At 51.8% G+C, this 25,974-nt stretch carries 34 protein-coding genes; 1 reads left to right on the forward strand and 33 read right to left on the reverse strand.

Translation table 11 applies throughout. The features are described 5' to 3' along the window. Nucleotides 1-125: 125 nt before the first annotated feature. The 31 genes from VN12_RS25025 to VN12_RS25180 form a co-directional block, all read right to left on the reverse strand. On the reverse strand, nucleotides 126-2,312 hold the full coding sequence (locus tag VN12_RS25025; protein ID WP_146679622.1) for a phage portal protein: 2,187 nt from the start codon (nucleotides 2,310-2,312) through the stop codon (nucleotides 126-128). A 42-nt stretch (nucleotides 2,313-2,354) separates the two neighbouring features. Next, nucleotides 2,355-2,927, reverse strand: coding sequence for a DUF1643 domain-containing protein (locus tag VN12_RS25030; protein ID WP_146679623.1), 573 nt, complete (start codon nucleotides 2,925-2,927; stop codon nucleotides 2,355-2,357). Next, nucleotides 2,908-3,372, reverse strand: a complete 465-nt coding sequence (locus VN12_RS25035; RefSeq protein WP_146679624.1) for a hypothetical protein — start codon at nucleotides 3,370-3,372, stop codon at nucleotides 2,908-2,910. Before VN12_RS25035 ends, VN12_RS25030 begins: the two co-directional genes overlap by 20 nt. A 400-nt stretch (nucleotides 3,373-3,772) precedes the next feature. Next, nucleotides 3,773-4,453, reverse strand: a complete 681-nt coding sequence (locus tag VN12_RS25040) for a hypothetical protein (protein ID WP_146679625.1) — start codon at nucleotides 4,451-4,453, stop codon at nucleotides 3,773-3,775. After that, nucleotides 4,450-9,810 carry a DEAD/DEAH box helicase gene (locus VN12_RS25045; protein ID WP_146679626.1) on the reverse strand — a complete coding sequence of 1,787 codons (5,361 nt, stop codon included), beginning with the start codon at nucleotides 9,808-9,810 and terminating at the stop codon, nucleotides 4,450-4,452. The genes VN12_RS25040 and VN12_RS25045 overlap by 4 nt, the downstream gene beginning before the upstream one ends. A gap of 43 nt (nucleotides 9,811-9,853) precedes the next feature. Continuing rightward, nucleotides 9,854-10,048, reverse strand: coding sequence for a helix-turn-helix domain-containing protein (locus tag VN12_RS25050; protein ID WP_146679627.1), 195 nt, complete (start codon nucleotides 10,046-10,048; stop codon nucleotides 9,854-9,856). Nucleotides 10,049-10,341: 293 nt separating this feature from the next. Further along, nucleotides 10,342-10,908, reverse strand: coding sequence for a hypothetical protein (locus VN12_RS25055; protein ID WP_146679628.1), 567 nt, complete (start codon nucleotides 10,906-10,908; stop codon nucleotides 10,342-10,344). A gap of 46 nt (nucleotides 10,909-10,954) precedes the next feature. After that, on the reverse strand, nucleotides 10,955-11,242 hold the full coding sequence (locus tag VN12_RS25060; RefSeq protein ID WP_146679629.1) for a hypothetical protein: 288 nt from the start codon (nucleotides 11,240-11,242) through the stop codon (nucleotides 10,955-10,957). A gap of 85 nt (nucleotides 11,243-11,327) precedes the next feature. Next, nucleotides 11,328-11,672, reverse strand: coding sequence for a hypothetical protein (locus VN12_RS25065; protein WP_146679630.1), 345 nt, complete (start codon nucleotides 11,670-11,672; stop codon nucleotides 11,328-11,330). Next, nucleotides 11,669-12,019 carry a hypothetical protein gene (locus VN12_RS25070; RefSeq protein WP_146679631.1) on the reverse strand — a complete coding sequence of 117 codons (351 nt, stop codon included), beginning with the start codon at nucleotides 12,017-12,019 and terminating at the stop codon, nucleotides 11,669-11,671. Before VN12_RS25070 ends, VN12_RS25065 begins: the two co-directional genes overlap by 4 nt. Before the next feature lie 42 nt (nucleotides 12,020-12,061). Beyond that, nucleotides 12,062-12,367 carry a hypothetical protein gene (locus VN12_RS25075; RefSeq protein WP_146679632.1) on the reverse strand — a complete coding sequence of 102 codons (306 nt, stop codon included), beginning with the start codon at nucleotides 12,365-12,367 and terminating at the stop codon, nucleotides 12,062-12,064. A gap of 37 nt (nucleotides 12,368-12,404) precedes the next feature. Further along, nucleotides 12,405-12,785, reverse strand: a complete 381-nt coding sequence (locus VN12_RS25080; protein WP_146679633.1) for a hypothetical protein — start codon at nucleotides 12,783-12,785, stop codon at nucleotides 12,405-12,407. Between the two features lie 35 nt (nucleotides 12,786-12,820). Next, complete coding sequence (locus VN12_RS25085; protein ID WP_146679634.1) at nucleotides 12,821-13,366, reverse strand: DUF7007 domain-containing protein; 546 nt, start codon at nucleotides 13,364-13,366, stop codon at nucleotides 12,821-12,823. Nucleotides 13,367-13,403: 37 nt separating this feature from the next. Beyond that, nucleotides 13,404-14,069 carry a hypothetical protein gene (locus VN12_RS25090; RefSeq protein WP_146679635.1) on the reverse strand — a complete coding sequence of 222 codons (666 nt, stop codon included), beginning with the start codon at nucleotides 14,067-14,069 and terminating at the stop codon, nucleotides 13,404-13,406. A 32-nt stretch (nucleotides 14,070-14,101) separates the two neighbouring features. Further along, complete coding sequence (locus VN12_RS25095; RefSeq protein ID WP_146679636.1) at nucleotides 14,102-14,425, reverse strand: hypothetical protein; 324 nt, start codon at nucleotides 14,423-14,425, stop codon at nucleotides 14,102-14,104. A 69-nt stretch (nucleotides 14,426-14,494) separates the two neighbouring features. Further along, nucleotides 14,495-15,010, reverse strand: a complete 516-nt coding sequence (locus VN12_RS25100; protein WP_146679637.1) for a hypothetical protein — start codon at nucleotides 15,008-15,010, stop codon at nucleotides 14,495-14,497. Nucleotides 15,011-15,012: 2 nt separating this feature from the next. Then, nucleotides 15,013-15,207 (reverse strand): hypothetical protein, encoded by a 195-nt coding sequence (locus VN12_RS25105; RefSeq protein ID WP_146679638.1) that lies wholly within the window; start codon nucleotides 15,205-15,207, stop codon nucleotides 15,013-15,015. Between the two features lie 170 nt (nucleotides 15,208-15,377). Next, nucleotides 15,378-15,671: a hypothetical protein gene (locus VN12_RS25115; protein WP_146679640.1), complete on the reverse strand. Its 294-nt coding sequence runs from the start codon at nucleotides 15,669-15,671 to the stop codon at nucleotides 15,378-15,380. Between the two features lie 167 nt (nucleotides 15,672-15,838). Next, nucleotides 15,839-16,129, reverse strand: coding sequence for a hypothetical protein (locus tag VN12_RS25120; RefSeq protein ID WP_146679641.1), 291 nt, complete (start codon nucleotides 16,127-16,129; stop codon nucleotides 15,839-15,841). 35 nt (nucleotides 16,130-16,164) lie between these two features. Beyond that, entirely contained in the window at nucleotides 16,165-16,566 is a 402-nt protein-coding gene (locus VN12_RS25125; protein WP_146679642.1) for a hypothetical protein, read from the reverse strand. A gap of 38 nt (nucleotides 16,567-16,604) precedes the next feature. Next, nucleotides 16,605-17,552, reverse strand: a complete 948-nt coding sequence (locus tag VN12_RS25130; protein WP_146679643.1) for a hypothetical protein — start codon at nucleotides 17,550-17,552, stop codon at nucleotides 16,605-16,607. Beyond that, entirely contained in the window at nucleotides 17,542-17,928 is a 387-nt protein-coding gene (locus tag VN12_RS25135; protein ID WP_146679644.1) for a hypothetical protein, read from the reverse strand. The genes VN12_RS25130 and VN12_RS25135 overlap by 11 nt, the downstream gene beginning before the upstream one ends. Before the next feature lie 45 nt (nucleotides 17,929-17,973). After that, the gene (locus tag VN12_RS25140; RefSeq protein ID WP_146679645.1) at nucleotides 17,974-18,525 is read right to left on the reverse strand and encodes a hypothetical protein; all 552 of its coding nucleotides are present in this window, start codon (nucleotides 18,523-18,525) and stop codon (nucleotides 17,974-17,976) included. A gap of 300 nt (nucleotides 18,526-18,825) precedes the next feature. Next, complete coding sequence (locus VN12_RS25145) at nucleotides 18,826-19,191, reverse strand: hypothetical protein (RefSeq protein WP_146679646.1); 366 nt, start codon at nucleotides 19,189-19,191, stop codon at nucleotides 18,826-18,828. A 1-nt stretch (nucleotide 19,192) separates the two neighbouring features. Beyond that, nucleotides 19,193-19,465, reverse strand: coding sequence for a hypothetical protein (locus VN12_RS25150; protein WP_146679647.1), 273 nt, complete (start codon nucleotides 19,463-19,465; stop codon nucleotides 19,193-19,195). Nucleotides 19,466-19,586: 121 nt separating this feature from the next. After that, entirely contained in the window at nucleotides 19,587-20,267 is a 681-nt protein-coding gene (locus VN12_RS25155) for a hypothetical protein (protein WP_146679648.1), read from the reverse strand. Nucleotides 20,268-20,289: 22 nt separating this feature from the next. Then, nucleotides 20,290-20,559: a hypothetical protein gene (locus VN12_RS25160; RefSeq protein WP_146679649.1), complete on the reverse strand. Its 270-nt coding sequence runs from the start codon at nucleotides 20,557-20,559 to the stop codon at nucleotides 20,290-20,292. Then, nucleotides 20,549-21,034, reverse strand: a complete 486-nt coding sequence (locus VN12_RS25165) for a hypothetical protein (RefSeq protein WP_146679650.1) — start codon at nucleotides 21,032-21,034, stop codon at nucleotides 20,549-20,551. Before VN12_RS25165 ends, VN12_RS25160 begins: the two co-directional genes overlap by 11 nt. A gap of 44 nt (nucleotides 21,035-21,078) precedes the next feature. Beyond that, nucleotides 21,079-21,285, reverse strand: a complete 207-nt coding sequence (locus VN12_RS25170; RefSeq protein WP_146679651.1) for a hypothetical protein — start codon at nucleotides 21,283-21,285, stop codon at nucleotides 21,079-21,081. Between the two features lie 13 nt (nucleotides 21,286-21,298). Then, the gene (locus tag VN12_RS25175) at nucleotides 21,299-21,601 is read right to left on the reverse strand and encodes a hypothetical protein (RefSeq protein WP_146679652.1); all 303 of its coding nucleotides are present in this window, start codon (nucleotides 21,599-21,601) and stop codon (nucleotides 21,299-21,301) included. An 80-nt stretch (nucleotides 21,602-21,681) separates the two neighbouring features. Next, nucleotides 21,682-22,194: a hypothetical protein gene (locus tag VN12_RS25180; RefSeq protein WP_146679653.1), complete on the reverse strand. Its 513-nt coding sequence runs from the start codon at nucleotides 22,192-22,194 to the stop codon at nucleotides 21,682-21,684. A gap of 290 nt (nucleotides 22,195-22,484) precedes the next feature. Between VN12_RS25180 and VN12_RS25185 the strand changes: the two genes are divergently transcribed. Beyond that, entirely contained in the window at nucleotides 22,485-24,545 is a 2,061-nt protein-coding gene (locus VN12_RS25185; protein WP_146679654.1) for an ATP-binding protein, read from the forward strand. Between the two features lie 189 nt (nucleotides 24,546-24,734). On the opposite strand, the gene VN12_RS25190 is transcribed toward VN12_RS25185, so the two are convergent. Together VN12_RS25190 and VN12_RS25195 are read right to left on the reverse strand one after the other, a co-directional pair. Next, nucleotides 24,735-25,496 carry an RNA polymerase sigma factor gene (locus VN12_RS25190; protein WP_146679655.1) on the reverse strand — a complete coding sequence of 254 codons (762 nt, stop codon included), beginning with the start codon at nucleotides 25,494-25,496 and terminating at the stop codon, nucleotides 24,735-24,737. Between the two features lie 257 nt (nucleotides 25,497-25,753). Next, the gene (locus tag VN12_RS25195; RefSeq protein WP_146679656.1) at nucleotides 25,754-25,969 is read right to left on the reverse strand and encodes a hypothetical protein; all 216 of its coding nucleotides are present in this window, start codon (nucleotides 25,967-25,969) and stop codon (nucleotides 25,754-25,756) included. Nucleotides 25,970-25,974 lie beyond the last annotated feature (5 nt).

Below are 25,974 nucleotides of genomic sequence, written 5' to 3' on the forward strand. Positions count from 1 at the left end.
ACGATTTGTTTCAACTTGCTCGAAAAGAATTGCGGAGCGACGAGCAAACCCACCGCTCCGCAATCTGCCGCTGACACCCACTGCCAACGGCAGGCTGTAAAGAAAACAGGATCGAGCCTACCAAATCAAATGGTCGAACTCGGAGAGTTACCTGAGATCACCGATCGCAACTCATCTGTGACCGCTGGAGCACCCTCTTGCATGCTTGGCCGACGTAATGGAACGACAGCCTTGGTCCCATCCTCCATGCTGATAATTGCTTTGGTCAGGTAGCAGGAACGTCCTGTGATGGACGAACACGCTCCGTCCATCGCACTCGAGTCGTTGACGTAAGCGATCGTCACGTGCGGGTTGTACTTCGGGTGCGTCAAAACATGCGGCAGGCTATCACGCAACTTACGATTGATCGCATGCAGGGCGGGCGACTCTACAGCAACGATCAGAGGTACCCCGCGATCGCCACCAGGAAAGCTCGTGACGCCCCTGAAACTGACTAGAGGCGATTCGAGCCTCGACACAACACGTGCGATTTCGTCTACGCTTGCGCCCGTGATTCCGTACAACGCAGTGACATGGGGTTCATCTTCCCGCCCGCCCACGGAGAGGTCCGCGTCATTCAGGCATGCAGCCTCTCTCAACACCGCATCCTCGATCGCCTCGGGCAACTTAAGCATCACGCACGCGTACTTATGGGCTCTGCCGACTTCGAGCAACTTGGACTCCAGTTCATCGCGCCCACTTAGCGACGGTATCGACTTCACGAACGCAACGGCGTCGGTACCGTAACTCCAATCCCAAAGCCCGCTCGAGCCGCTTTCTTCGTTATCGTCATCCAGAGGACGAAGCCGAAACCCGGACGACTCGAAGATGTCTGTCACCTGAGGAGAGATCTCTTCTAGCAAGGTAGGGTCCACGTCGATCACGTGCTTTAGTTTGCGATGACCAATTCGGATCGCTTTGTCGACCGGTGGTATAAATCCACTCGCCGCGCCAGACGCCTTGATGAGTGTTCTTGGATCGACAGGGCCATTTGCGGTCAGGATGAATCCGTCGAGTTCATTTCCGAACGTCGGTTCCCCTCGTTTCGTGCGATACTCTCCGACCGTCATCACCCCGATCTTTGAATCCGCTTCGAGCCTCCGATCTTCGAGCTCCGGATCGTTTACCGCGGGGACCTCGAGTTCGATACTGACATGCTCGCCATATTCACGACCGAGGGTTATTGTGTCCTCGTCAGCGATAAGGTCCATGTCGGGTTGGATACTGAGCATGGACGTTCCCAGCAACGACGCTGCAAGGCTCGAATAGGTCATACCGTCTTGAATGCCCAGCGAAGATCGTGACACGCCATGCGCCGCAAGCACGCAGTCCCGCAACTGGTCATGCCCTTCCACAAACTGCATTTCGTCCGCAGTTCGCTTGTGCACCACCGATGTGGCTTTTCCGACAAATGTTACTGCCGCCCCGTCGTCACTAAGACGGCGAGAAAGATTGTCCTCCACTTCGCTCAGCTTCTCGGGATCGTCCTCGTCGGAAGTCAGCAACAACTTGCCGTTTGGTCCTTCTCTGTAAAACTTGTCGCGACAATCGTCGAGGGCGTTGGACGCATCGATCCAAGGAGCGGCTGCATTGGTAGGAGATGCTCCATCCCCTTTCAGGAACGGATGCGGGTACTTGATCACCGTAAGCATTTCCGCTGGCAACTCGACACCCACAAACTGGCGGATCGCTGAAAACGACTCTTCGTCGTAGCTCGCTGAATAGGTTGTCCATGACTGAGGCCGAATGATGACTCCACCTCGCGGCATACTCTGGTACCGACCTGGCCGGATCGGTGTCACCATCGCCATCGGAATCACGTATCTTTCAACCGTTCTCGTTTTCAGCACATTAGGACGGTTAAACACCAAGCAGCACCCGTGAAGGCGCAATTGAACCATTTGCTCCCACCGGAATGCGCCCCCGCTTTGGCGAGGGTGAGGACGATTCAATAGTCGCATGAGCGGATGTGTTGAATCCGCGACCGTTCCCTGATGTTCACGTACAAGACCCTTGCGTACGCTTTCTTCTCGCCACCGAGCCCCAAACTCCATCCGCAGCGCCTTTCGCTGCGTCCGCGCTAAGGGATCCTTCGAGTCATCGTAGACGTAGACCAGCGCACGAGTTGCCTGTCTCGCAACGGAAGTGATCGCGACGTAGTTCCACCCACGAAAACCCTCGAGCTCCGCTCTATGGTCGCTTGCGACATCGCCGAGGCGATACATCGACAGAACTTCGTCAAGGATTTCGTATAGATTTGCTGGCCCGTGCATTCCTGTTCTCCTGCGGGGAACTTAGCCGAATGCCAATCGCAGTTAAACCGTCGGATACCCATAGACTTGCCGCTCCACGTCGCCGCGAATGTAAAGCGGGTGTTTTGGGCTTCCGTTCTCGTTTACTCCCAAGCAGTGGACTTTACCGAGAATCTTCAAAACAGCTTTCGCTCTCTCAGGATCGCAATGCACGCCCCATCCGACGATGATTTCCTGAACTCGCGCGGCGACACTTCCCAATACGGCATCGTTTTCTTCACCGACCGGATTGTCGATTGTTTTGAGCCCGCGTGGGTCGGTCGACCTAAACGCGTAAGCATTCAGCATAGTGAAACTGCCAAAGCCCCAATTCCTGGAGAACTGAATACATCGGCGGATTGTTGGATCGTCGATGAGCTCGTCTGCGGTACTCGGGTTCAAGCAACAAAACGCGATAGCCGGTTTCGATGGATCCCATATCCTCCAAAGCGAGTATCTCCAGACTCGGCAGGGGGAAAAGTGAGCCCCCTTCTCCATGTGAACCTCGAACAATGTGAGTTGCTTCACGCCGTAACCGCCATTTCGTGAAAAGAGAGTTGCAAATCGGACTGCGTTTTCAACATTGCAGGCCCTCATACATGATTTCAATGGAATCAAAATCCCGCCTTCTCGAGGTGGGATACACCGCCAGATGGCAGTCGTTTTTTTCGAACCGACAAGCGATGATGCGATGCCAACCACTTCGATGCTCGACGGCAAAAAGATGCCCTACGCGCCGCATTTTCCTCTCGATATAGTTTCCCAGATAACGAACGGCAACTCCCTGCCGGCTAGCCAGCATTTGCTGGATCTTCAGTAAGTCGCTTAACGGGTGTCGGTAATCCGGACGGACAGCAGCAATGCAGTAGAGAGTCTCCACCGCGATCTTCCTCCAAGCGGTCAGAATCTCCCAGTCATCGACCAATGCACCCTTCGGGAGAGCGACCGCGGCAGACGTAAACTCTGTCTCGGCAGAGATCACAACCAGATCTGGTCGCCCGCTAGCTGCTATGCACGACCACCAAACGCGTGGAACCCCCATGATTGCCCAGCTTGTGCCGGAAACACCTCTGCTTATTCGAGAATCGAGACTACCCAATAAATAGGCCGGATTCGTAAGCACTTATTTCCAAATTCCCTGAAAAACACGAGCAAACATTAGCGTTTTAGAAATAGATCGTGATCGAAAAGGGATACTGACAACCAGTGGGTCAAGTATTTCGACGCTTCGTTCGCGAACCTTCTAGCTGTGAAAAGCATCACACGGCGGCTCCCAAACCCTGCCAACGAACAATTGTGGAGACTGCACGTTGCCAGCGATCAAGCCCATAAGATGTCTTTCAACTACTTAGCATCGAAGCCGAGGATGTAACCGTTCGAAACCTCGACTCAACAACCACTCGCTTGAGCACGGATAGGGTGAAGCAATTGAAGATTGATCCTCATTCGTCGCTAGGATTCTCTGCAGGCATTTCCCCAGACGGTTTTGGGGGTTTGGAGGATGCGTTGTATAGATTACACCCTAAATGCCAAACTTCTAAACATTCGCCCGATGAATGCTCATGCTTGCTAATAAAAGACCATTTTGCCGAATGATCACAACAATCAGTCACTTGGTCGCAAGGCCTTTTCTCGTCCATCTGTGATCGCAACCGTTCCATTTTGTGCTTGATCTTATCTTCCGTGAAATAGACCAGCAGCAAACCTCGCCCCTCGCGTCCTGTAGAATAACGCGAAACCAATTGCGAAACTCCACCACTATGCCAAGAAAATGATTTGTATTTCTTAGCTTCGCCGAGCACACGCCTCTCTGATTGAAAAAGGCATGCTCTAAACGTCAAATCAACATGTCCGTTTGTGAACTCTTCGCGAGTAACAATTAGTGCACTGGATTTATTAATTGACTTCACAAAAATTGCACTTAACTGATCCTCGCTCAACGAAGAGAATAGCTTTGCATCGCGTTCCAAATCGTCAACTGCTTCAAGTACTAAAGCAGCAAAAGCATCATTAAACTCTAGATCGCTACTTGCAGCTACGAGACGTTTATGCTTACCTGGAAGCTTTTCCGCGAAAACCAGGAAGCAGTCTTCGTATCGAATTTCGGAAGGAATTTCACTCATTCTGTTACTCCCGAATCATCACACCCGATAAGCCAGCTCACCTCGATTTCTCGAGCAAACTCAATCCAAGTTGACTCTTTTAGTTCGTTTCTGGCCCACATAGCCAGCATTCTCCTGATCTCGTTGTCAGGGACCGACTCAAAACGGCCTCTCACTAAGCGCCGAAACTCGAGGCGAGAAGAATCTGCAGCATTTCCAGTTAGAATCCCGAGAACAGTACGCACTTCCTCGTTGGAGACATTCGCTTGTCGAGCAACCTCATCAATCTGCGATAAACGTAAGCGGCCATCAGTTAGGTTATTGCATATAGATCGATAGATTTGAATGTGTTTCGGGCTGTCTCCGATTTGGCTTACCAAAAAATCTAAACGCGAATCGATCGCTTTTGGAGAAACAGTTCCCACGTCCAAACGTGGAAGTCCCGCCACAATGCGGTTCGTCTCGAGGCTGACTGCAATGACGCGAAGGAGAAGCTCGAGAGGGTAGGCAGCGTTGTTCATTGTCTCGATCGCCCAAAGGTTGGCGTCATTCACAATGCCGCTGTCTTTGTCACTGGCCACGGCTTGACGTTCAATTACCCACTCAATCGCACTCTTGCCGTTGACAGTGTAATCGTAAGCTTCCAGAGGAATATTGGTAATGGTAATGTATTCGTTGTATATGACAGTGCTGCGATCCGTGATAACCTTGCCTGTCACAGGGTCTTTAACCTTGGCGAATTTCATTTTGCGAACATAAAATTGCTCGTCTTTAAGTTTTCTAAGAAGCTTGTCGTGCTTTGCCCCTCGGTGGTCGATCGTTCCGCAAGTGCTATCAGCGAGTTGAACTGTCGCTGGATAGCAGTCAACGCTTTCGTATTCTAGATGCCAACGTGCCAAATAGCGACCAGCTTTGGAAAATGAAACAAAATCCTCAAATTGCTTCACTGCAGGAATTCTTGGAAACTCTTTGGCAAGATTGTCCTTATATCGCTCACGGTACTCATGTGAGTGTAGCAAACCGTAGACATAGTAGAACAAGTCTTCTTTGGTAATGGATGAAGTTGCATAAGCGCGATTGAAATGTAGCAAACTATCGTCAGATAACGCGTATTCTCTGCGTACCGAACTATCCTCAGCTTTGAAGAGTGGACGATCGAGGTGCGGGGCCGATTCATAAAGGTAAAGGGGAAGATGCTGTACCGCGGCCGGGCCGTGTTGAAGGGCCACGAGCTCATTGCTAATAAAGCATGAAAATGGAACCGTCGCGCCGATCCCGGTGAACCACAGAACCAAATTGCGTTCACTGGTGGGGAAGAACGAAGGGATCTTAGACATTACTTCAATCAGTGGTGGATCAAGATAGACCCACTGCCTGAAAAATGGTCGATAGGTCGCGATTCTAGCCCCAGACGGTGAATAGTTGAGTTCCCTGTGCTTAAGGAGACGTTCTCGCAGCCCTCGTGTCCAACTAATTCGCGTTGAATCGTTTGTCGTTTCAAACTGATCTGCTGGTTTGTTGCTTCTTTTGAGCCTTTCTAGCTCTTTAGAATAGAAATCGATAGAGGAGGTTACATTTGCAAGAAGTACTTGCTTTGAACTGTTAAACGCCCATGCGTCCCGGTTAGATTTAATTCCTCCAGAATGTTCATTGAATATTCGAGCTGATTCAGAAAGGTCTCTCCCAGCGATAGCGAGGAAAGTACCAAAAGATGAATCGCGTTGTTTTATCCAATCGCCGTGAGAATCAGGAGTGATAGTCTTCCAGTCTATAGCATCTCGAATACTACTTTCTGAACCGATTGATATCGTAAAATCGCGAAGCTTCGAAAGCTTTTCTTCTCGAGATAAATAGTCTCCAATGTCATGCCAGAGAATCTCGCTAGCTCCAGTATTTTTTCCGCGTTTGACCAGAAGAATGATGGCAATAGGCGCTCGACTACCGCTCCCAAAAATTTTGCCACCTTCGCGTCGCGACAATTCTCCGGAGGTTCTCTGGTTTCCTCTTAGGTGAAGAACATAAATACGGCTGAACTCCTCGCTTAGGCATTTTCGCAAGCCGCTCCCGCTTGCCGAGTCAGTGAATCCCGCATTTACTACAAATCCAATTATTCCGTCGCTGGCCACTCTATCGCTTGCCCATCTGATAGCGCGGATGTAGGAGTCGTATAGTGAATTCTTCAATATTGCGTCCGTGCCTACAGAATATGTTTCTGAAATTCGAGCATCGAGTGCTCTATATTTTACGTTCTGGTTCCCATCGTTAGCACTTTCCTGGCCAACTGAGTACGGCGGGTTTCCAAAAATTACCCTAATGTCAAGCTTCTTCTGTCGCTTTCGACGATTGCTGTTGTCCGGGAAGAAGTCAGCGAACTTGTCGTCGTCCTCGTACATTGCAAAGGTGTCAGCAAGCAGGATTCCTTCGAAGGGCTGATAAGATGAAGACCTTTTGCCAAGTTCATGGGATTTCTCGACTAGTATACTGTGATAGACTGCTTCGATATTGATTGCAGCGAGATAGTAGGCGAGCAGGACGATCTCGTTGCAGTGAATCTCGTGCTTGTATTTGTGAGGCATTTCTTCGGGTGTAATTAGACCGCTCTGCAATAATCGCGTTATGAAAGTCCCAGTACCAACAAACGGATCGAGAATGTGAACGCCTTTGCTGCCAAGCGAGACTCCGAATTCGCTTTGCAAGATGTCGTTGACGCTGTGGATGATGAAATCAACAACCTCCACTGGCGTGTAGACAATACCCAGTCGCTCGGTCATTTTGGGGAACGCATTGCGGAAGAACTTGTCGTAGAGTTCCACAACTATCTTCTGCTTGCCTTCAGCTTTGTCGATTCCGGCAGCTCGCCTGCGTACGGATTCATAAAACTGTTCTAGTGTATCTGCCTCCTTGTCCAGCCTATGCTCATTTAGTAAATCGAGAATGTTTTGCATACCCTTGGAGACAGGATTGTTGCTGGCGAACGAGTAATCAGAAAACAGTGCGTCGAAGACCGGCTTTGTTATTAGATGCTGAGCCAGCATTTCAATCACCTCTTCATTGGTGATGCTGTCATTCAGGTCATCACGCAGTTCGTCAGCGAACCGCGAAAATGCTTCGACTTCTCTCGGATTCTCTGGGTTCTTGAGAATAGCTTTGATACGGCCTATGTGAGTTTGAGCGATCTTAGCTATGTCGCTTGCCCACTCTTCCCAGTACATTCGATTGCCACACTTCTGCACGAGCCGGGCGTAGAGTGCCTTCTCTAATTCGCCGACTTCAAAGTGCATTCGCAGCTGTTTCGCTTGTGGCTCGATGGACTTACTTGCCAGATCAAACTCGCCATTGCCCTTTTTACCAGTCTTACCTTTTGGCTTTGGACTGAGAGAATCTGTGATGGAAATCACTTCCATTCGACCTGCTGTACTTTGCATCAAATCAACTTTGTTGATGAAAGCATCGAAGCGATCATCGTGTGAGCGAAGAGCCTGTAATACTTCCCAAACTACTTTGTAGACCTTATTGTCGTTGAGCGCCTCGTGAGCTTGCATCCCATGCGGAATTACCACGGGCAGAATGACATATCCTAGTTTCTTGCCTTTGGAGATCCGCATAACGCGACCGACCGACTGGACTACTTCAACTTGCGAGCTACGCGGCGAAAGAAATAGCACAGCATCTAGGGCTGGCACGTCGACGCCTTCCGATAGACAGCGAACATTGCTTAGGATTCGGCAAGTGTTTTCAGGTGGCGATTCCTTTAGCCAACTGATTCTGGCCTCCTTCTCCATGGCATTCATGCTGCCATCGACGTGCTTTGCTTCGCAGCGTAAGGCAACAGAGGTCTCTTTATTGTTAGCTTGGTAGGCATCGATCACCGACTGGAACATTTCGCTGATCTGTTTTGACGATACTTTGTGCGATTTGCCAGTTGTGGGTTCGATCACTTGGCAAAAGGCGACGGCTCGCTGCATCGGCGTGGCGTCATTACCTAGTTCACCCCGCAAGTCTTGTTTACTGAGGGCCTTCCAGCAACCAATGATGCGTGCTGCGTCGTCGACCTTTAGCTGGTTGTTTTCATCTTTAAGGAGATCTTGCAGACGTGCTGATACGTGGTCTTCGTCGATTGTCAGTACAATGACTTTGTAGTCGGTAAGCAAACCCAGCTCGACCGCCTCTGAGAATGTAATGACATGGAGTTGCTTGCCGTAGATGGTTTCATCGTCCATTGAGCATAATGCGATATTCTCTTGAATCGCTTTGGCTTTGGCTACATTCGCATAGATTCGCGGCGTTGCCGTCATATAAAGCCGTTTTTTTGCTCTAAGGAAATTAGAATCATGGACACGTACAAAGTTTGATTCGATCTCCGATTCAAATGTAGCTCCAGTCGTTCGGTGGGCTTCGTCGCAAATTATCAAGTCGAACTCATTCAGATTAAATTTTGATTGCGATTGGTTGATGACCTCGATCGAATGGTAGGTTGAGAAAACAACACTCATGTGCTGGTCATCGTGTCGCTTTTTCATTTCTTCGGACAATCGCGCTGCATCCGTGGTTGCTGGGTATCGCAACTCATGCACAAATGTTTGAATGACGTCGTCGTCCTTTTTTCGCTTTTTGCCAACCTCACTGTCTGAGCACACGGCAAAACAGTGCAGCGGAACCTGGCTCTGCTGTGTCCATTCCGTTAATGTTTGTGACAGGAGCGCTAAGCTCGGAACAAGAAACAAGACTCGCTTATTTTGACCGGCAATCTTCTCTGCGATCTTAAGCGAGGTGTAAGTTTTTCCAGTTCCGCAAGCCATAATCAGCTTGCCACGATCCGCGTTCTTTAGTCCGGCGAGAACTTTGTCTATCGCAGCTTTTTGGTGCGGTCTTGGTTCGTACTTAGGCTTTAGCGTCGGTTCTTTTTTCGATTGGAACTTTGACCAGTCGATTTGACTGCTTTCAAAATCGCTTAGCTCGATTGTGCTAACAGGTGGCTGCTGGTTGAATAGAGCAGCTTCCGCATTTTCTGACCAGCTATCGGAGGTTAAAACGATGATTCGATGAGTAAAAGGCTTTTGACCGGAAGCGGTAAAGAAACTGTCTATATCACCTTTTTGCACGTGGTAACCTGGGTCGTAAAACTTGCATTGGATCGCGTGGTACTCTCCTGTACCACGAGTCTTTGCAACCAAGTCGATTCCAGTGTCTTTTTTACTGATACCAACGCCATCCGGAACATCGCCTAGTAGCCAAACGTCACTGTACAAGTCAGCGTAGACGGGCTCGTGGCGAAGATAGGTCCGCACCAACTCTTCAAAGTAGGTTCCTTTTTCGCGTTCCGATTTCGAAGCTGTGCGAAAGGAAGAAAGGATCTGCTGGAAAGGCGTTTGCGTCATGCGATTTTCTCGGATTTTCGATAGAAATTACTTGCTTCTACTTCTAGCCGTTGACGCGTATCTCCGCTCTCGCGAGGAAATGGTCTAGGTCTGTCCGTTTGAACAGCCGATAACCATTCACTGGATTACGGTGCATCGGAATGTCACCGCGAGCCGCCCATTTACGGAGTGTGTTTTGAGCGACACCGATGTACTCGGCCGCCGCTGCGGTTTGTAGGTGTTCGGTTAGTTTCGGCATCTCAGTTAGGTGATCCGACATGCGGTAGGCAAAGAATCAAGGATCGTCAGTCTAGCAAACCCTTCACTGTCGGGATACTGCCGTTTCCGAGACCATTTGGCGGCCCAGTTTACACCCAAAGTAGATGGAGTCGGAGAGTCGCAAGGCACATCAAATCATGCGGGAGAAAACGAGTTGAATGCTCTCCACTCGGCACTGTAGCATTTTTAGCAGCTAGGGGCTGGACGGCATGAGAATCGCATCGCGAGAGTGCCGAGAGAAGATTGGCGATGAACTAGCTATCATCGTGGGAACTAATCATCCAAACCAAGCTCAAGTCGCTGCCATTGCGACTCGGTGTTACCGGGTTTAGTCTCTTTCTTTAAATCGATTCGACGCTGGGAAACGAATCGAAGCACGTCGTCCCGTACCAACTCGTCCGTATCGGGTTGGTAAGTGTATTCGTCGCCATTGAGGCGGATCGCTCCTGTGTGCCGCGCAACACTGAAAAAGCCGCTGCTCACACCTTGGATCAGGAACGGCGTCCTTCGATGCAGCTTCGAGTCCTGCAATGCCGCAATCTCGTCTTCGCTCAAGAACGATTCCACTTCCGACTTCCCTCCACAATAGCTGTTCGCCAGCGCAATCAATAGCCTTTCGGAGTCACCCCCACTGATACCTCCGCTGGCCCATGATTCGAGAAGGCGATCTTCCTCGCGAGGGGTTCTATCGCGCATCGTAAGATGCTGGCAAACCATCCTTAGCTGATCTCGCTCTTGTGATAACCGACTCAAGATTTCGAAGTCGTGTTCATTGAGGTTTCTGGAAAGCTCCAGCAGTTCAATTTCTGCAACTGGCCGAGACAGATCATTCAGTTGCATTTGTTGCGCCCTTGGAAAACTGGTTTCGCATATTCTGTAAATCGATTCATCCGCTCCTCTCAAGAACCCTCGGGTCATGGTCATCGATAATGCCCAAAACCGCATTGATCACGTCGTTGTCGACCACCACCTCCGAAAGTTGATGCCTTTGATGAAGCACTGCATCGCGAATGTCCGTGATCGACGCTGACAGAGCCTCTAGTCTGTCCGCCGCGTCCGAGCACGCTGAGTTAGCGATTCCATCGTCACACTGAATTTGTGCCGCCAGCACGCGAAGTGCAGCGACAAGGCATTGATCCGAGGCCTTGCGCATTGGCCGTTTTTCTTTTTCCATCTCAATTCTCCTCTGCGCGAGCCTACCCCCGAACCATCGACGATTCAAATAAAACGATATTGATCCCAGCCACCCGACTACTAACTTAAGCCCCCTCTGCCTTGGCGATCGCTTCCATCGCCTCGATCATGGCTTGATGATTGGTCTTGCCACCAGGCAAAAGCACTTCGTCGTTCGGTGAGCATTTCCACCGGCAGATCTCGAGCAACTCGCGAAGCGATTGAAGTAAGTCGGGAGACGCGGCGAACAGACATGCGTTCCCCTCGTTCCATTGCGATGTGCCTCGATCGATCTCACCTACATCTGCAAGACAATTCCCGCCCTGACTGCTGCCTCCCGATCGGATGCAAAAGGTTTTCCAGCCGTCGCATCCTTGATAGTTGTCCGACAGCCGTTGAAGGCCGAAAGGCCCTTGTGAGTGTTTACTCATTGTCCCCTTGCTTTCTGCATCACGGCCTGAGCGCGACTGATAGCTCCGACAAGCGTTGTCGCGTCTACTTGAAGCCGATCTAAGTCGCGAAGATAGCCCCTCGCTTCAAAAACGAGGTTGTCGAGCTCTTTGAGCAAGTCGGGAGACGCGGCGATCAAGCGCGCGTTCTTGGTCATTTCTTGGTAATCGATCCGCGATTCCGTCGCGTTGTGATCCCCATCGAAGTCCCATCGCAGCTCAGCAACCACTTTTCCCATGTGCTGTGCTTTCGGATTTGGGAATGGCTCAGGTGGCCCGACAATAAGCTGGCCGCTGATGTCCCACGGTGCAGATGTGTGTTTATTCATAGATTGATCTCATGGAGTGCGGGGAAACCGCGTGTTGTTTCCCTAGAAGTAAATAACCCCGCTCCGGCGAAGTTTCTTCGCCATCCTTCGTGTCGCTTTGTCCATCCGGACCTGCTGCGCGTGACTCGCCCCACCCACCGTGATACCGTCTTGCTTCACTTCGCCCTTGATATACCGATCGTAGATGTCCGTGGGCTTCACGTCCTTCCGAGTCAATTCCTCTTTTGCCATGCTGATCCAGTTGCACGCAGCTCGCTCGCTCTCGGTCAGGTTGCAGTACCCTTCTGAGCAAAGCAGGTGGATGGCCTTGCCGATAAGCTGGCTGGCTTCTCGTACGTGTTTCTTCATCCGCAGCAATCTCCTTGTAATGATCCACTCGAACCGGTCACGCCTTTGCTTGCTTGTAGCCAATGGTTCGGATCCACTTCCTATCCAGGTCGTAGACCCAAACGTCGTCCAGCACGAACACATTGCCGCACCGCAGTTGCAGCACGATTTCATAGAAGCCCTTACCGCCATCGATCTCCACGAACAGTTTGTGTACTTCCGAAACAGTTGCCACGTAACCGCTCTCGATATTCTTTACACCGAGCCCCATTCGACGATTAGTGTCATGGAAGTGGACGCAGAGCGCAACGTGGTGCTTCGTATCGCTACCGGCCTCAAACGTTTGCCCAAGGTAATGCCGAGCAATCTCGTCGTCCGACCCGTTGATCGAAGTTGTGATGGTATCTCCATCGCTCATGTAGACAGTGATTGTTCGCACGATCGCCCCCCCTTATTGTTCTTGCTCTCAACCAACTAGGCCGGATTCATCGCTGGTTCTTGACGAGCTGCCGCGATTTCTTCGTGGGTGTAGTACTTCTGGGTCGGGTACTGCATCAGGACCGTTTGGGTATCGCCTCCCCGGTGGAACAAGACTTCCCACAAACCCGGTGTCTTGCTTGTCCACATGCTTCCGCGGCGCCAGAGATCGGCAACGGATTTTGTATGCCCTATTACCCGCGAAAGGATCTTAGACTGGCTCGGCTCACGTAACCACGCCTCGATCGACTTCCATTTGTCGCTTTTCCATGTGGCTCCAGTTCGCGCCATGCTCACAGCACTTTTAAGCTGCTCATCGGTCGCCAGCTCGGGCCATCGCAGGTAGACCAACACGGCATGGCAATCTTCTTCGAGCCATTGCGGAAACTTGGCGAACTGAGGGATCGAACAGAACTCGGAATACCGCTCTTGGCTCAAGTGATACCCACCGTGCCCCGCGGTCGAGTGAAACACAATCCCTGGAGCATGCTCGTGCTGTGACTGGGATGGCCCCCACGGGGTTTCAATGATTTGCTGCCTCATCGCCTATGAATCCTCTGACTAAAAACCTTGTGAATGTCTACTCTCGCTCACCACGCACGGTCGGATCCGTGCGCAGCTTTCCATCGCTTCCAAAGAGGACCTGCAACTGCGAGTCAATCCTCTGCGCGATCTCGAATGGATGGTTCGTTACACATTGGCCATCCGCTTTTTGGTTTTCGTAATCTTCCGATTCGAACTCGCGGATGTACGAAAGCAGCATTTCGATGTCATCTCGAAAGGATGCGGGATCGGCCGCCACTTGCTCTTCCGCGAACACGCGAGTTGGGATAGTGAAATACACCCCGCGACGCGCCCCAGTCTCTCCTGCGTAGAAAATCCAGAATTCGGCAAGACGCCACCCGATGTGCTTAAGATCCAAGGTCACTGGCGAGTCAAGCGAACCCGCGAAATCACCGCACCCCTCGTGCAGGTAGAAGCTCCCTGCCTTTGCAGGTTGAAACGTAGTGTCTCTGAAATTGATTCGAGATCGAACAAAGGCGATCCTTACATACTCATCACCCTTTTTGACCCATTCACCCAGCATCGGCGGCATTCCGTGAAAGCCCTCCCAGCATTTCTGAATCAATTCGATAGTCTTCTGTGTATCGCTCTGGCTTGGAGAGCGAACACCATGAGCGACTTTAACGCTCTGGGTGATTTCCCGATGCAGACGGTCAATGTCTAAACGTTCAATGGTTGTCACTGGTTGGTTCCCTTGAAGTAGATGGATGCCGATCACACAAAGCATCCGAGGTGTTGTCCCCTCGGAATACAGCCGCAGCACTCGCGGCTTTCGCAGTTCTTGCACTCCCAATCCTCATCGGGACCAGCCGTCATCAGCTCGTACTGGATCGGTTGCGAGGGAATCCGCGGCGTGTCCATCGTCACGGGATACCTGGCCTGAAGCCGCCACAGCACTCTCTCCGCTGTACCGCGATCGGTGAACAGATAGGGATTGCCATCCCTCCTAAACGAGGGCAAGTCATTGCCCTCCCAAAGACAAGCCAGCGTGTCGGACATCAAACCGATCTGACGTTCAATGAAATACTTGATAGCCATGTCGAACTCCCTCTTGATTGAGACACCTAACTAGGCCGGGTTTCGACAGGATTTGAATCGAACTGGCGATCAGGACGCGACGGGCTCGAACCGCCTAGGGATCATCAGCAGGGTCATCAAAGCATCAAGCTCCCCAGCCGACTCAAATTCCGGCAACGCAATGCTGGTTCCGTCCTCGGCTTGTAACGAGAAGTTTCTCCCGACACACGCGATCCGAAGCCCCATAGGATTCGGCTTGGATTTCGCCGTCACAACTGTGTTGGCGTCGTCCGCGGCAAGGTCGACATCGAACTCTTCGAAGTTCATTTCCAGCCAGCTATCATCGAGATCCCGATACTCCATAGGAGCGATCGGCTTCAATCTCGCATGCTGTTCAAGTTCAGCGAGCATCGAAAGCGCGTCCATCTCGACATGGGCAAAGACTTCGCACGCAAACCCAGTCCATTCGACTTTGGTTTTTGCATATTCGATCACGCAGCTTTTGCGGCTCGGCTTCTTAACCGGCACGAGCACTCGATCTACGCCGTCTCGGACGCAATAGCGTTTGCCGCCGAACTCGCCACCAACAAAGAAATACGACCGCATCCTCAATCACCATACTTTCGAACTATTTGCTTGGCGACCGACCGCTGCTTTTCGGTCATCGTCACCTTGTTTTTGAAAAGAACCGACTCAATAAACTGAGCCTCCCATCGCGTCACGCACTGAGCGTGCTCATCGACATCTTTAAGAACCGCACGCAGCTCCTCGTCGGAGGCTTTTTCCAACCAATCGAGACTCATCCTTGCTAATCTCCCTGACCAAATCGAGATCGTTTTCGCTAAAAGAAAACTGGCCGTTGTCGCGATAGGTCCACTCGCCAACCGACCAATGAAACGGAGCGGTCTTTGTACCGGTCAGCATCTCGGCCGGTCCAACCGCTTTCCCGTCGCGCCGCACGTAGAACCTTCCTTCAACTAGCAGCATTTTGTGTTTCTTCCTTAGGCAGAGACAGCACGTCCGCGATGGGCTCCACAGCCGCGATCACTTGCTTGAGCTTCTCAACGGCTTCGTCTATTCGATCTCGGTTCTTAGAGAGCTCTGCTTGCCTGATGAACAGAAGATGAACGTCCGCCTGGACCCCTACCGGGACAGGTCCTTTTTCGTACTTGTTTCCTGTCACTATCATGGCCCACTCTTCGCGGGACATCCGAACGATCAAGTCATCATTCCCATACGTTTTTGGGACCTTCCCGATTACATTCATGCCGAACTCCTTATGTGAGGCTTGTCACACAAAAAGGCCGGAAACGCGATCGATTTGTTTCACGGGAATCGGCCGCAGGAAAGAAATTTGCTGAGAATCAGCAAAGAACGCCATCGGACGACGGCAGCGACCGTTGACTAACGACCACCGCGAGGGCCATAAGTCCGCTATTTTGGAGCAGCCTCGCCCTCAGCCGTCTCGATCACTTCGATCTGTACTGGCATCAGCACGTCGCTTGCATCGACCAGCCGCACGCCGGAGCACTGATCGATCTCGAAACGCCGCGGAGTCTCCCGGCATAAGCACAACGCGAGAATCGCATTCCCCTTGAGCCACTTGATCGGACTCACCACCCTCTCAGTGAGAGTCCCCTGCTTGTCCCGATACTTCATCCGAATTACGAAAGACTCCGGGGCCAACATCGCCTTGTTCACAGCGATCATTTCTTTTGGGACCATTGGACGGCTGCCCTTTCGATGTGAGATGCCACCCGTTACACCGATCGCAGTGGTAAGAACGAACCGGACATCGGTCCCGGGTCGAACTTTGCTGTAAACACTGGACTGCACGAACCGCGCTCTTGTGGTCTTTGAACCGTCGCTTCTTGCACCAGTGCCGATCTCGCATGTTCATTCCCTCGCCACGGGTCGAGCCTCCAAAACGTTCCTTCTCCATCTACCATCGCAATCGACGAATATCCGACAGTCACCCCCAGCGGTACAAGCCAGTCCAGATCAGCCACCTCGTACCGCACGAACCGCTCTCGCCTGAGGACATACACCAACCCGTCGCGGACGATCCATTGGTAGAGGTCTTTTTCTAGGACCTCTCGAGTCAGTTCCCTGATGGAGCCATTGGACCTGACGCCGATCACCTTCACGTTTATCCCGAGCATTGACATTCCTTTCGCTTCGCGATTTCCGTCAGCAGAAACTACACACCAGCTACGACACGATCCCTCTTCACCTGAGCGTCCACCTTAGACATCCATGCGTGCATCGCCGCCGTATCCATCCCATCGAAGTGGATCCACGGCTTTCCCTGAGCAACACCCTGACGATATAGGCCGATGCGATCGAACACGTTTCCAGTCTCACACGACTTGGAAAGCATCGTGTAACATTCAAGCAGCATGTCCGAATAGAACCGTCCTCTGCAGATAGACTCGACCTGCCCCCAGAAGGCTTGATCGAGCGGGTTGATCTTCCCTCGCTCGAGCACCTCCACAATCTCGGCAGCCATCTCCCTGGACAGCGATGCGTACGTCCCCATCACTTGATCCCACTCAAAGCATTCCACGCCCTGCAAAAGCGCCGTACACGTTCGCTCTTTTTCCTTCTCCCAGTCCGTTGGCTTGTAATCGTCAACGCTCAGCGAGCAATAACACAGCCCGCGACGTCGGTCCAAGGATTCTCTTGGATCTCGGAGAAGATTCCATTTCGCGTAGTACATCCATTCGTAGTCGGACTGGATGAACGCTTTCAGCGCGGCGTAAATAGCCAACGTCCCCACGTACCACCGCGTTGCCGGTCTTGGGGCTGCCACGTCGTAGATCATCTTCATCACGGGATTCTCGTCGCCAATCGTCACAACGTCCCCAGCGAACCACCTTCGATTCCAAGCTACTGTTTTCTTGGCGCTCTCCAGATCGTCGCTGCCAAGCCCTGCAGTACCGACATACAGCACTGCTTTCGCACCCGAGAGATCTCTTCCGCTGCTAAGCTCTGGAGCACCCCCCGTCCCATGAGCGCAAATTTGCGCTAACGGGACCGACTCCAGGTCCTCAAGCCGCCGCTCGATCCTTTGATGGCTGAACCAATCCCAAATCAGATGGATCACCAAAGTGATCAGCAAGGTCAGCGTCGCAAGCTCAAACTGCATTTGTTGCCATCTCTTGACACGTCGCGAGAAACGGGACCGGGCGATACAGCCCTTCGAGCTGCTCAAGTAGTTCGCTATCGAGTTTGTTTCGGAAGCCTGGCACAAAGGCCGACGCGAGAATGAGCATTTCGCTGCAACGGATCGCGTACCCGAGTACTGTTTCGTCCCCGTCGTCATGGCAGACACCGAGTCCCCACATCTGCCCTGGCTTATGCCGGTAGATGAAGAACCGCTTGTCGCATTTCAGTTCGAACACATCGGTGAATGGCCCGAGACGATTCGCAAATCGCTTGAGCCAGTCCACGAACACGTATTCGTCAAGATCGGCCGACCCAGGATTGGGATCGACATCGGCAGGATCGTAATGTCGACGCATAATGAAATCTCCTCGCGGATGGATTGGTTTGAATAGGACTCCCAACTAGGCCGAACACTCGACAGTTTTGTCGAGCGATTGTTTCAGCCACTCGAGGTTCGCATCGATCCCTTCGACGTAGGCATCCCACGCGGCGATCACTTCTGGAGAATCGGCTTCGAAACACTTCTTCTCAGCGCCGATCGTGTAGTGGTAAGCCTCACGGCGAACATAGCCGGAGAAAGGAGTCTCGAGCAACCAACGCGATTCGCCATTCGCCGCTTGGAAGTAAACCCCGCGACTGGTCACTGCGAGCCACTCGACATCGCGTTCCACCGCACCACCGGTGACCACGAAACATCCGCCCTCTTTGTGGTACACCGACTTCTTGGGAGCGCACCACACCCCGTTCTTGTTGGTTGTCGTCTTGCAGGTTCGCCACCCGTGCTTGGCATGGCGTTCGACCGCCAGTTCACACCGCCCCCGATTGCGTCCGCCGATGGGATAATTCTCGATCGTAGCCACGGGATGAACGTCAAGCGTCTTGATCACTTCCATCGCAGAAGCGATTGCCGTTTTGATTTCATCGATCGTGAGCTTGCAGGTTGTGTTCGTCATGGAATCACCTTCGTTTGAGTGTTGAATTGGATCTATCAAGAAAGGCCGGAAACTCGGCCAATTCATCGCAGCAAAGGCGATTCGTTTTTGGTTTTTGTTTTCAAGTCCCAGTGCACCCCGCGGATGCCAAAGCCCGACACGGTCTCGCCGTTGGCAACTTCTGACACCCCATTCACGTGGATGCAGTCATTGCAAAGCCCGTAGCCAGCATCCCGGTTCCACCACTGGCGACCCAGCGTGCTGCCACCGCAGCAACAACACCTAAGGTTTCGTATCGGCCGCCGCACTTCGCTGTTCCGCTTATCCATTGGCCAGCTCATTGCGATATTCCCCGTGTTGGTAGTGCTCCAGGTAAGCCTCGACTTTTTCCCAGACATCGTCCGGAACGACGAATGTCCCGTCATCGATGAACACAGCCCCAAAAGACGCATCTCGGTCCAAGTACTTGTTGAGAAGCAAAGCCGGCAGCCGGTTGTCGCAAGCCTGTATCCACTCCGACACCAACCGCTCGAACTCTTCGAGGCAAGCACGGGTGCTAAAGAACGTACTCGTCGCAACTTCTTCATCAGACGTAATACGCCAGCCCCAGTAGCTCAAAGGCTTGTTGCCATCCCAGAATATCCGCTCTTCGACGAGATAAATGTTTGGAACTCGATTGACGCCCATGTTAGTGCGCTGCCTCCCAGGCTCTCTTGCTCCCGTAACAGATCTGACCGCCTTCGACGATGTAAACCATGTTTTCGACTTCATCATCCGATTCATCGTCCTCATAGTCTTCATCGTCCTCATCGCATGCTTCGTTCATTTCCTCAGCGGAGACGAGCCCCACGATGCGATTTTCGAACGGCCACTTCTCTTGGGTCATGAGACGCACTTCGACTTCTCCGCCCATTGCGTCTCGATACTCGGTAAGCCTCTCTATCAACTGATCGACTGTCATGATTGCCTCTTTGGGAAGTGGATTCTTTGAACGTCTGCCGTCTTACAAAGAAATGAGCCCGACACACGCGATGTTTGAACGAGTGGCATGCGGTTTTTTCAAACCCTTTTTGCACTTCCCCTCAGCTTGCGTGAAACAGCTCCCGTGCCAGATCTGTTGCGCCTTCTTCCTCTGGAGCTTCTTCGTTGAGAAGCTCCAGCACATCGCGCAGCAACCGAAAGCAACCTTGTGCGTTGCAGTTCTTGCGGACTCCAGCGCGATGGACCGTGATCCACTCGACATTCGTCGCCGCCCCCGCCGTCCTCGGGTGCACTTGGATACCAATGTGCCTTGCAAGATTGACCAACTCGCGACCCGAGATGTTCTGACCGCTCTTGGTCCGCGTGGCGATCTCGTCCATCAGCCCCGCATAGTAGGCTTCTTGCTGCTCTCGATCCCGCTTAGCTTCCGCCTCACGTTCGGCCCGCTCTTTTTCCTGTTGCTGACTGACCCATTCAGGACCGATGTACGCTATGAGAAACTCCCTGGTCGCTTTGACGCCTGGGGGCAACTGGAGCCCTGTCAGCTTCTGAAACATCTCGCGAGAGCATCGATTGTCCGGCCGGAATGTTCCGTTCCACATGCGAAGGTAAAGCGACTCTTTGTCAGCGATTTCCTCGATCAACTGGAGCCCTAGCTTTCGCAGACGTTCGTGATTCCCGATTTCCTCCTCTTGCGTCACGGGACCAGCAGGTCGCGTCTTTCGAATTTGCAACATGATCCCATCAACGTACTCCTCGACTAGCTTTTGCTTGTCGACCATTCTTCACCGCCCTTTCAAGGCATTACGCCATATTGATGAACTTCAACCCAAGCCTCTTACAGGCTTCTCGCACCATCTCGTTGATCTTGAGGTAGTGCTCGCTTTTCTTGCCGACGAACACGTCTCCGATCGGAACCGGATCGTTATCCCCGCTCCAATCGACTTGGCCGATGGCACAGAAGCCTTGCTTCTTGCAAGCTGGCCACGCATGCAACGCCACCGGAAGTTCGCTTCGCAATCGGAACCAGTGACGATTGAGCTTCGCTTCGATCATGTCGACATCAACGTGCATCGCACTCATCCTCCCAGACGATCTTGCCACTCTTGTAGAAGCCGATCCTAGCGCCCACTTCTCGCCATCCGTCGACATATTTCTTGATGGACACGAAGTCCAATGCACCTGGCTTCGACCGCGATTGGGATTTGTGAAGCGTCAACAGTGCACCGTACTCGTTCCCACCTTCGGAGAGCGCTCCCGCCATCACCGATGACACCTCGGGCAGATCCTCGGTCTCTTCGTCTTCGAGATCCACTTGAACGATCGGACCGTTAAATACGTGCCTGAACCCGGCTTTCGTCTTTACGGCTGGACGCTTATCAATTACCGGAGTTCCGTCCGGATACTCTTTGCCATCCTCTGGCTCGGCAGCGTGCGGTCGTTCCGGCGAACCGTACCCGGTGGATCGGCACCCGCCGCCCCACTCGACGCTATCGCCACCTGCTCCGAAACAAACCAGCTTGGCGACATACTTCATTTGACTTGCCACGACTCGAACCTCATTGAATCTTGTGAATGGAACGTGCTCTCGGCTTAGGATCCGATCACTACAACTTGTAAGGCCGGAACATCGGGTGCTTTGGTGCAATACACAACCGAACCATCGCGACGATGCGGCGGGTACACGGTCGAAAAGACCATCTCCCATCCACGCTTGCAGGCATCCTCCACCGACTTGGCCTCCACCGTGCACCTAGAAAAAAAGCCGCTTGGCATGGCGAATTGAACATCGAACTTCATCGCAAAACTCCGGTTAGATATAGAGCCACCCAACTGCATCAACATCTGGCTCGCCATCGCCCACGAATGTGACAATGACGCGAACCGACTTCCCACCGAGCTTGTACTGAACCTTCCGGCCAACAACTTTCACACGGCAGGCAACCGATCGGAACACAGCGGAGTCGCACTCCAGCCGCAAAGGAGAGAAACCATCACCTGGCAACAGTCGCCTCGAGCAACGATTGCAATCCAGCCGAACGAACATGCCGGCTTTGACTTCGAACTCGCAACCGTCAACGAAGTGCACTGAACTGTTTTCTTGGACTACGCTCATTTTGTTTCTCCGATGTGTTGTGTTTGCTACACAAGAAAAGGCCGGAACGAGCGTCAAGTCGTGCGTCTTTTTGTGACTTTTTAACTGGCTTTGATCATGCGAGCACTGTTGTCCTCGCAGACACCGCTCCCGACGACGAAGAACAAGTAGTCGGCCCCACGCTTGATACGCAGTTGCAGCGAGTCATGAAACAGTCCAGCTCGATCGCAGTACTGGTTGTTGTTTGCCCCGACCCAGCACATTTGCAACTCATCACCGCACTTCAAGATCTGAATCACCGAGCGCCACACCTCATCGAACTTAGCACTCGTGATCGAAGAGACACATCGCACGTTGCCAGGCTTGTACCGCCCACCCGAGTAACCACCGAAGTACCGGCACGATCCGTAAAGCTCGATCTCGATCGTCGCCTCGCTACCATCGTTGTCCCAGGGGCCATCGCCCCTGCGCTTCTTGCCAAGCGTCATGCGCCCCTTGCTGACGCTCCCGTCGGTACTTCCGGTCCAGTGAAAGCAAATGCTATCGGCCTGCTTGAACAGGCTGATCAACTTACGATCAACGACGCACTGAACTTTGGTTTGATCAACGATCATGGCTGGAACTTTGGTGTGTGGAGGCAATACCGACTACACCAAGAAAGGCCTGGAAAATCAAAAAATTTGCAGCGTTTTTGCAATTCGCCGCTCTAAGGAAATCGATGAATTGCGAACGTAGCCATTGTTCAGCCAGCTTGGAGAACGTGGTTGTGTACTGCCAATCTGGTGAAAGGTTGTCCAGCCTCCTAAAAGACGTTGCTAAAATGTGGTCGTCGGCCCGAGAAACGCAGAGGCGAACGACTTCGCTTTCGATACCCCTACCGTCCAAACCAAAGGCACAGATCAACATGCCCTTTCAGAGTTTCGATTACGCAAACTACATCAAGCAGAACCCACTTTCAGCAAATTCCCGGTTCTTACCGCTTTTTGAGGCAATCGAGAACGCGTTCAATGCCATCGAAGAAAGGTATCGACTGACGGGCAAAGAGTCTGGTGGTCTTGTAACCATCACAATAGTTCGAGAGGCGGTTCAGCCTGTACTCAAGCTTGAAGAAACAAAAATCTCGCCGCCCCCGATAATAGGTTTCCAGATAAAAGACAACGGAATTGGCTTCCGGGAAGCAAACTGGCGAGCATTCAAAGAAGTCTACACGACACACAAGCTCTCTTTTGGCGGCAAGGGCGTCGGCAGACTCACGTATCTTCTAGCATTTCAAGAAGCGAGCGTTGAAAGTTACTTCGCCGAAGGAGACAAAAAGTACGCTAGGTCATTCAGTATCGAACCTACGCGCAGTGGGCCGACGGAGAGTTTGCTGAAAGAAGTGGAGTCAACAGACGAATTTACTATTGTGAGTCTGAACCAGATGAGGCCAATGCTACGCGAGAAGTGCCCAAAAAACATTTCTGCCGTTGCAAATCAGATCGCTCTTCATTTCTTCAAACGTCTTTCCATTTCAGGAGGCATTAGATGCGAACTGCACGACGCATTCGATGGTCAAATTATTGACCTTCACACGTTTTTCCGAGAAGAAATGCTGCTTTCAGACAAAAGAAGCCGTTTCACACTTCGCAACGAAGAATTCGTTGTCACTCAAACTAAATGCAAGACAAAGGCGGCGAACCGCCATCAAATAATGTTGTGTGCAAACGGAAGAGTAGTTTCCACGCACGCCGTACCTGCCGGCTTCATCCAGTCAAAAGCAAAGCTTGATGATGGCAATGATCAGTTCTTCTACGTGGCACTTGTGGAGTCTCAGTTGCTCGACAGCAATTGTAGCAACGACAGAACGCGTTTCCTTCTTGATGAGGAGGACGACGACGTCAATTCACCGAGCCTTCTTGAGTCATCGACACCTTCAATCAGCTCCATTCTCACCGAAGTGGGAAAGCTCTGCAAAAAATTCCTACGCAAGGAGGTTGCGCCGCTAGAGGTAATTCACCAACGTCGAATCGAGGAGCTCTGCCGAAGCAATATGAATTTCAAACCACTCTTGAAGCAGAAACAAAAAGAACTATTCGAGCTTCCATACGATTTGTCTGATTCCGAATTAGAGAAGTCTGTTTGGAGAATCTATTCACAATGGAAATACGAGATCCGAACGCGATTTTCTTCGATGACTAAGTCTGTTCGCGACAACAACAACAAATGGATGGAGTACCGCGATAGGTATCGGTCGACACTCCATGAACTTAGCCAAATGGCGATGCACGATCTAGCCGTGTATGTAACTGATCGTCGGGCTGTTCTTGACTTTCTTTGGGATCGTCTGAAGGCAACCGAAGACGGAAAATTTCGTGATGAAGCAGCGATACATGACATCTTCTTTCCGAGAAACACTGATTCGAATGACATCGCATGGGACGAGTCGAATCTATGGATAATTGACGAGAGATTGCTTTTTCAACAATACACTGCATCTGACTTGAACTGGAAAAAGGTCGGACTCGATGGAGTCGACTCGAACGACCGACCAGACGTATGTAGTAGTTACGATCGAGTCTTTGATGATACATTTGCCTTCACTGAAGGGTCGCAGCCCTATTCCTCCGCAACACTCGTTGAATTCAAGAGACCAGAACGAGAGTCTTACACCGAGCTCGAAAACCCCTACGCGCAGGTTGTGAGGTATATCAATCAAATCCGAAAGGCAGGATCCATTACGAAAGACGGTCACACGTTTCGAATGGACAAGAGCCAGCCAATTCACGCTTACGTCGTCTGTCATCTTGTCGAGAAACTTCTAGAACACTTAAACGCAGTCGACTTTACTGAGTCGGCCGATGGACAAGGGTTTGTAGTTCACCTACCAAAGCTAAATGCAATTATCTACTTTGCCACATTTGAAAAGTTGATCGCTGACGCAAGGAAGCGAAATCGCGCCTTCTTCGATAAGTTGGGACTGGAGTAAGCCACCGTCGGCGTATGGCAGAGGTATTTGGCGATGTAGCAAATTTGCGGTACCGCAATGCCAAAGGTAACCACACCCGCTTGTCCCGACCGAGCCCCACTTCAACCGATAGTTGACCAGCAACCCGCCGAGTTCGTCCTTGTGCACTACTGGCGTGTAATCGTTAGTTCCATCATCAATCTGCAACCGCTAGACGGTTACTGATTCACCTTGGATGAAGGCGAGCATCTCAGTTCCCTCAGCATAGCTCAAGCGAGCGAGCGACTTTTCGAATCGAGCGATTGCCTTTTCACGGGTCACGAAGCACTCGATGGCCATCATCGCGTCGTAGTGTTTCTTCCAAGACTTAAGGCGAGCTCTGTTGGCGCTGCCGGTGGACTTGACGGCACGTCGAACAGGCTTGCTTTCGCCTTCGAGAAGTTCTTTGAGCTGGCGTCGTGCGTAGTACGCGAACGCTGCGTCCTTCCCAACCTTCTCACCGGCTTCGCGAGGCGAAAGTCCTTGAGCAAGGTACTCGATCACTTGGAACTCATCGTCCCCAAGTTGGGCTGCGACAGCCATCACACCGGAGAGGTTCTCGCGACCAATCATGATTTCCACTGCAGTCCGATCATCGCAACCAACATCAAAACCTTCCCCGATCGCCGAGGTTCGGTCGGCCGAACGACGGAGCGACTTCACGTACTCGACTTGCTTGTAAACGTTGTTGCGGCAAACGCAGAACAACCAGGCCTTGAAGCCGTTCCACTCATCGAAGTCGGTCGTCGCCACGCCAGTCGCGACTTGCATCAGCACTTCCTGCAGGACGTCTTCGGCATCGATCCGAGCGGAGTACTTGGTACCGAGAAAATGACTGATGATCGTCTTGCATTCGGAACTGATGCTGACGAGCAGGCTGCTGATAGCGAATTGGGAACCATTCTTTGCGGACACGAGCAATTCCATCGACATATTACAAACTCCAGAGTGGGTTAATTAAGAGTCGCGAATCAACGTTCGCGTGTATATATTATTATACGCAAATAGACGTCTAATTGTCTAGTTAAATAGGCGTGTTTTTGTGCTTTTGTTTGAGCTTTCTTTGATGTTGTTTCGTGTATATCGCTCATGGCTGAGTTTTATATACAGCTCTTGAAGGCACAAAAGAAAAAAGGCTTCATGCAATATGAAGCCTTCTTGGCAAGAGATTTATACAAACTGTTGTTAGACTACGGCGTGTCTTCGCCGCTGTCATTCACTCGTCGACCTCTACCTGCTCGGATCGTCAATCGATCGCGAGATTTCTTCGGCAGCGTAGCGTTGCAACAATCGCCGATCCACTCGGAAAGCAACTTCCCCTGTTTGAACGCCTCCACTTCCCAAGCCTGCCACCAGTCCTCTGGCTGCGTGATGGTTTTCTTCGTCACTCGTCCCACCGACGACATAGTCA

The organism is Pirellula sp. SH-Sr6A, assembly GCF_001610875.1.
Taxonomy (GTDB): Bacteria; Planctomycetota; Planctomycetia; order Pirellulales; family Pirellulaceae; genus JBKCUI01.